Raw genomic sequence first — 5,125 nt, forward strand, 5'->3', positions numbered from 1 at the left:
AGACGGCACCGCTCCCCCCCCAACCACCCACCCCACACCAGGACTTGACACATGGAAATCGTCGGGAACGGATTCCTGGCCCGCAGTCTGCGCCCGATCGCCGAGCGGCACGAGGACACGGTCGTGGTCGCGGCCGGGGTCTCCTGGGCCAGCGGCACCTCGGCCGCCGACTTCGCCCGGGAGGCCGCGCTGCTGCGCCGGGTGGCGGACGACTGCGCCGCCACCGGGCGCCGCCTGCTCTTCTTCTCCACCTCCTCCACCGGCATGTACGGGCTCGCCAAGGCACCCGCCAGGGAGGACGCCCCGGTCGCCCCCTGCACCCCGTACGGGCGCCACAAGCTCTCCCTCGAGGAGCAGTTGAAGGCGTCCGGCGCCCCGTACCTCATCCTGCGGCTCGGCCATCTCGTCGGCCCCGACCAGCCGCCGCACCAGCTCCTTCCGGTGCTGCTGCGCCAGGTGCGCGAGGGCGTGGTGCGCATCCACCGCAACGCCGCCCGGGACCTGCTCGCGGTGGACGACGCGGTGACCGTCATCGACCGGCTGCTCGCCCGCGGGGTGTGCGGCGAGACCGTGAACCTCGCCTCGGGGCACGCCGTCCCGGTCGAGCGGATCGTGGACCATCTGGCGCGCCGGCTCGGCACGGCGGTGCGCCGGGAGTACCAGGAGTCGCGCGCCGTCCAGCACGTCATCTCCGTCGAGAAGCTGTACGCCCTGGTCCCCGAGGTGGCCGGCCTCGGCTTCGGGCCCGGCTACTACCGGCAAGTCCTCGACGACTTCCTGCCCGGGGACTCGATTCCCGCTCAAGGGGACCCTGCCACCCTTCGGAACCGACCCACCACACCGGCACAGAGGAGCCAGCAGTGAACAACGCGAAGTCGACCGGCGCGGCCCGGCCGGGCGAGAGCCGCGAGGGGACCGGAGGCGGGCCCAAACAGGGCACGCTCGGGCACGCCCTGCTGCCCCTGCTCATCGACGTCGCGGTGCCTCTCGGCGTCTTCTACGTCCTGCACGCCGCCGTGGGCCTCAGCTCGATGGTGTCGCTGCTCGCGAGCGGCGTCGTGCCCGCCGTGCGCGTGCTCTTCGCCTGGGCCCGCGAGCGCACCCTCAACGGTCTCGCGGGCCTGGTCCTGCTGACCACGGTCGCCGGGGCCGCCCTCAGCCTGTGGACGGGATCCGCCCGCACCATGCTGATCAGGGAGCCGCTGGCCACCGGGATCCTCGGGGCGTGCGTCACCTGGTCCGCGTTCACCGCGCAGCCGATCATGACGGCGGCGGTACGGCCGTTCAAGACGAAGGGCGAGCCGCACCTGGAGGCCGCCTGGGAGAGGCTGGCCGCCACCTCCCCCGCGTTCCGCAAGGGCGTCGCCCGGATAAGCCTGGTGTGGGGCGTGGGCCTGCTGCTCGACTGCGCGGTCCGCGTCGTCGGGGCGGTCGTGCTGCCGGTGGACACGATGGTGTGGCTCGGCACCGTGGTCACCGTCGTCTCCATCGTCGGCCTGAGCATGATCGGCGGCATCATGCTGGGCGCGCCCGGCGAACTCCTCGACGCCGAGGCGGCCCGCGCCGAAACCACCCCGGGCACAGCGGCCTGAACCTTCTCCCGCCCCCCACGCGAAGGGCCCCCGTCCGGTTGTCCGCCGGACGGGGGCCCTTCGTGTCGTACGAGAGTCATGCCGTACGAGGGTCAGGTGCGCGGCCCCGAGCGCGCGAGGTCCACCAGGGCGGGCACGAGCGCGGCGGGGGCGGGCATCTTCCGTACGGACTCGGCGAGTTCGGCGGCCCTGGCGGCGAAGGACGGATCGTCGAGGACCCGGCGGACCGCCGCGCCGACCGCCGCCGGGTCGTTCTGCGCGTCGGCCGTGTCCAGGCTCAGGCCCGCGCCGCTCGCGACGACGCGGTCGGCGACGGTGAAGGTGTCCGAGAGGCCGGGCAGCACGAGCTGGGGCAGGCCGAAGGCGGTGGCGGTCAGATGGGTGCCGGTGCCGCCGTGGTGGACGACCGCCGCGCAGTGGTCGAGGACCAGATCGAGCGGGACGGGGTCGACGACACGTACCCCGGCCGGTATGTCGCCCAGGTCCGCCCGGTGCTCCGCCTGGACCGGCGCCACGACCTCCGTGTCCGGCAGGCCGGCGCACGCCTCAAGGACCGTACGCAGCAACGGGGCGCCGTTCAGCTCCAGGCTGATGGTGCCGAGCGTGACCAGGAGGCGGCGGCCGGCGGGCGGGGCGGCGGCCCACGCGGGCAGGACGCCGGAGCCGTTGCTGGGGACGCAGCGGATCGGCTCGCCCGGGGTCAGCTCCGGGCTCTGCACGCCGGGCGGGCAGGGGTCCAGGACCAGGGACGGCCGGGGCAGCCCGGCGGGCAGGCCGAGCCGCGCGCAGAGCGGGCCGAGCGTCCGCTGCCCGATCCGCCAGGCGCTCTCGCCGATGGGGTCGATGCCCCACCGGTGCTGGACCACCGGCACGCCCAGCAGGCCACCGGTGATCAGGGCACCGTAGTCGACGCGGTCGGCGAGGATCAGGTCGGGGCGCCAGGAGCGGGCGAACTCGGCGTAGGCGGCGGCCGTGTAGCGCGCGTGCATGATCCACGGGCGGACGGCGCCGGCCAGCGCGGCGGCATCCGGGCGACCGTGCGCCTCGATGGGCCTCGCGCCCTCGGGAAGGTTCACCGCGAGCAGTTCGTGGGCGGCGAAGGGCTCGCCGAACACATGGCAGGAGAGCCCGGCCGCACGGGCGGCGGGCGCCACGTCGGGCTGTCCGGCGACGAGCACGTCGTGGCCCGCGCCGCGCAGCGCCCAGGCGAGGGGGGCCAGGGCCGTGAGGTGCGTGGGCACCGGGGTGGTGATGATCAGTACGCGCATGGGGCGTCCGTTCGTCTCGGCTCCGGCGGCCGACGGGCCGCCCGGTCGGCGGCCCAGGCTGCGCCCGGCCGCTGGAGCCGCCCTCGGGCCGCCCTCGGCCGCGAGCGCGCTCCACGGCCGCTCCAAGTGCCGCTCCAGTGCGCTCCCCTACCGTCCGCCTCAGTTCTGAGCGTCATGAGGTGAGGAGTCGGCTGTGCGAGTGATGCTGGGTGTTTCCGACTGGCCGGGGCACTGGTTCGCGATGGTGCCACTGGGCTGGGCGCTCCAGTCCGCCGGGCACGAGGTGCGCGTGGTCTGCGCGCCCTCGCAGAGCGAACCGGTGGCCCGCGCGGGGCTGACACCGGTTCCGGTCCTTGACGGCTGGGAGATGACCTTCCAGGCGCGGATCGGCAATTACCTCAACTGGAAGGAGGGCCGCTGGCCCTTCACGGCGGCGCCGCCGCATCCGCTGACGGGCGTACCGCTGACCTCCATCGAGGAGTTCGACCTGCGGAACTGGATCGTCGAGAACAACGACCGGCTCCAGGGCATGGCCCGCCGCAGCACCGACGCCGCCGTGGCGTTCGGCCGCGACTGGCGCCCCGACCTGATCCTGCACGACCTGCTCAGCCTGGAGGGCCTGCTCACCGCGCGCGTACTCGGCACGGCCTCCGCCCTGCACCTGTGGGGCCCGGCCGGCACCGACGAACAGGAGCCGGGCCTGAAGCTGCTCCCGCTCGACATGAGCCAGGCCTTCCAGCGGCACGGCGTGGGCGAGGTGAGCTTCGACCACGTCAGCCATGTGATCGACCCGTGCCCGGCGGACCTGGCGCCGAGGCTGCTGCCCGCCGAACGCCTCCCCGTGCGCTTCGTGCCGTACAACGGCCCCGGCGGGCTGCCCGGGACCCCGGAGGAGCAGGCCGGGGCCCTGGCGCCGACGTCCGGGCGGCCCCGGGTCTGCGTCGTCTGGGGCACCTCGGTCACCAGCATGTTCGGTGACGCGTCGTTCGCCGTACCGAAGATCGTGGAGGCGCTGGCCGGGCTCGACGTGGAGGTGACCCTCGCGGTGACCGGCGCCGACCGGCAGCGGATCGGCGAACTCCCGCCGGGCGTACGGCTGCTGGAACAGGCGCCGCTGCATCTGCTGCTACCCGGCTGCGACCTGGTCGTCCACCACGGCGGCGCGGGCTGCGTGATGACGTCACTGGCGGCGGGGGTGCCACAACTGGCCCTGCCCAACGGCGTGGACCAGCCGATGAACGCCCGCCGTCTGGCCGCCGCCGGGGTGGGCCGCGCCCTGCCGAACCCCACCGCCGACGCCGCGTCGATCCGGGCCGAGGTCGCCGGGATGCTCGCCGACCCGTCGTACGCGGCGGCGGCCGCCCGGGTCCGCGCCGGGATGACGGCGCTGCCCACGCCCGCCGACCTGGTCCCCCGGCTGGAGAAGCTGGCGTCCCAGTAGTCGCCGGAAGCGTCTCAGCAGGCGCCGGAGGCGTCCCGCCGCGCCCGCTCGTAGAGCTTGCGGCACTCCTCGTACGTCGCGAGGACCCCCAGGTCGGCGGCGTCGGCGAGGCCCGGGGCGCGGCGGTCCTTCTCCGACAGGAGCGCGGGGCCGGTGAGCGCCTGGCCCCAGGGCAGGTCCAGTTCGGCGTCGAAGGGCTGGATCTCGAACTGGGTGCCCGGCACGAACTGCGTCGAGCACAGATAGCTCACGCAGGAGTCGTCGGTCAGCGCCACGAACCCGTGCGCGAGCCCTTCCGCCACGTACACGGCGGTGCCCTCGGAGGCGTCGAGGACCGTCGTGTCGTACGCGCCGAAGGTCGGGGAGCCGAGCCGCACGTCGACCACGACGTCGAGGAGCGCGCCGCGCACACAGGTGACGAACTTGGCCTGGCCCGGCGGGATGGTCACCCCGTGCAGGCCGCGCAGCGTGCCACGGGCGGAGACGGAGTAGTTGGCCTGCCGGGGCGCGAACACGTGGCCGGTCTCGCGGGCCAGTTCGTCGTACCGGTACGACTCGTAGAAGTTGCCTCGGCTGTCTTCGCGCAGCCGGGGCCGGATGCGGTAGGCGTCCGGTACCGCTGTCTCAGTGATCCCCATGCGGCGCACGCTAGGCCGGTGCACTCAAGTGCCGCGTCAACCGCCGCTTGAGTCCCGGCCGTCACGCTGCGTACCGCAGGGGAGGTCCGAGGAGGGGACATGTCGATGAGCGGCCGACGGTACGAGGGCGGGGCGGCGGAGAGCGGTGCTCCGGTCGCGGTGGTGCTCGGGGCCACGGGGTTCGTG

At 74.2% G+C, this 5,125-nt stretch carries 5 protein-coding genes; 3 read left to right on the forward strand and 2 right to left on the reverse strand.

The window, feature by feature from the left end; translation table 11 throughout:
- Positions 1-51 precede the first annotated feature (51 nt).
- Positions 52-864: an NAD-dependent epimerase/dehydratase family protein gene (locus GKQ77_RS27235; protein WP_219691583.1), complete on the forward strand. Its 813-nt coding sequence runs from the start codon at positions 52-54 to the stop codon at positions 862-864.
- Positions 861-1,592, forward strand: coding sequence for a VC0807 family protein (locus GKQ77_RS27240; protein WP_219691584.1), 732 nt, complete (start codon positions 861-863; stop codon positions 1,590-1,592). Before GKQ77_RS27235 ends, GKQ77_RS27240 begins: the two co-directional genes overlap by 4 nt.
- A 92-nt stretch (positions 1,593-1,684) precedes the next feature.
- On the opposite strand, the gene GKQ77_RS27245 is transcribed toward GKQ77_RS27240, so the two are convergent.
- Complete coding sequence (locus GKQ77_RS27245) at positions 1,685-2,860, reverse strand: nucleotide disphospho-sugar-binding domain-containing protein (protein ID WP_219691585.1); 1,176 nt, start codon at positions 2,858-2,860, stop codon at positions 1,685-1,687.
- 202 nt (positions 2,861-3,062) lie between these two features.
- Between GKQ77_RS27245 and GKQ77_RS27250 the strand changes: the two genes are divergently transcribed.
- Positions 3,063-4,301 (forward strand): nucleotide disphospho-sugar-binding domain-containing protein, encoded by a 1,239-nt coding sequence (locus tag GKQ77_RS27250; protein ID WP_258022046.1) that lies wholly within the window; start codon positions 3,063-3,065, stop codon positions 4,299-4,301.
- A gap of 14 nt (positions 4,302-4,315) precedes the next feature.
- Here the strand turns inward: GKQ77_RS27250 and GKQ77_RS27255 are convergent, their stop codons facing one another.
- Positions 4,316-4,939, reverse strand: a complete 624-nt coding sequence (locus tag GKQ77_RS27255; protein WP_219691587.1) for a dTDP-4-dehydrorhamnose 3,5-epimerase family protein — start codon at positions 4,937-4,939, stop codon at positions 4,316-4,318.
- Positions 4,940-5,125: the final 186 nt, after the last annotated feature.

This window comes from Streptomyces anatolicus, assembly GCF_019400875.1.
Classification (GTDB): Bacteria; Actinomycetota; Actinomycetes; order Streptomycetales; family Streptomycetaceae; genus Streptomyces; species Streptomyces anatolicus.

Coding starts and splice junctions, on each gene's coding strand:
- GKQ77_RS27235 (WP_219691583.1), top strand. CDS start 52: ATGGAAATCGTCGGGAACGGATTCCTGGCCCGCAGTCTGCGCCCGATC.
- GKQ77_RS27245 (WP_219691585.1), bottom strand. CDS start 2,860: ATGCGCGTACTGATCATCACCACCCCGGTGCCCACGCACCTCACGGCC.
- GKQ77_RS27250 (WP_258022046.1), top strand. CDS start 3,063: ATGCTGGGTGTTTCCGACTGGCCGGGGCACTGGTTCGCGATGGTGCCA.
- GKQ77_RS27255 (WP_219691587.1), bottom strand. CDS start 4,939: ATGGGGATCACTGAGACAGCGGTACCGGACGCCTACCGCATCCGGCCC.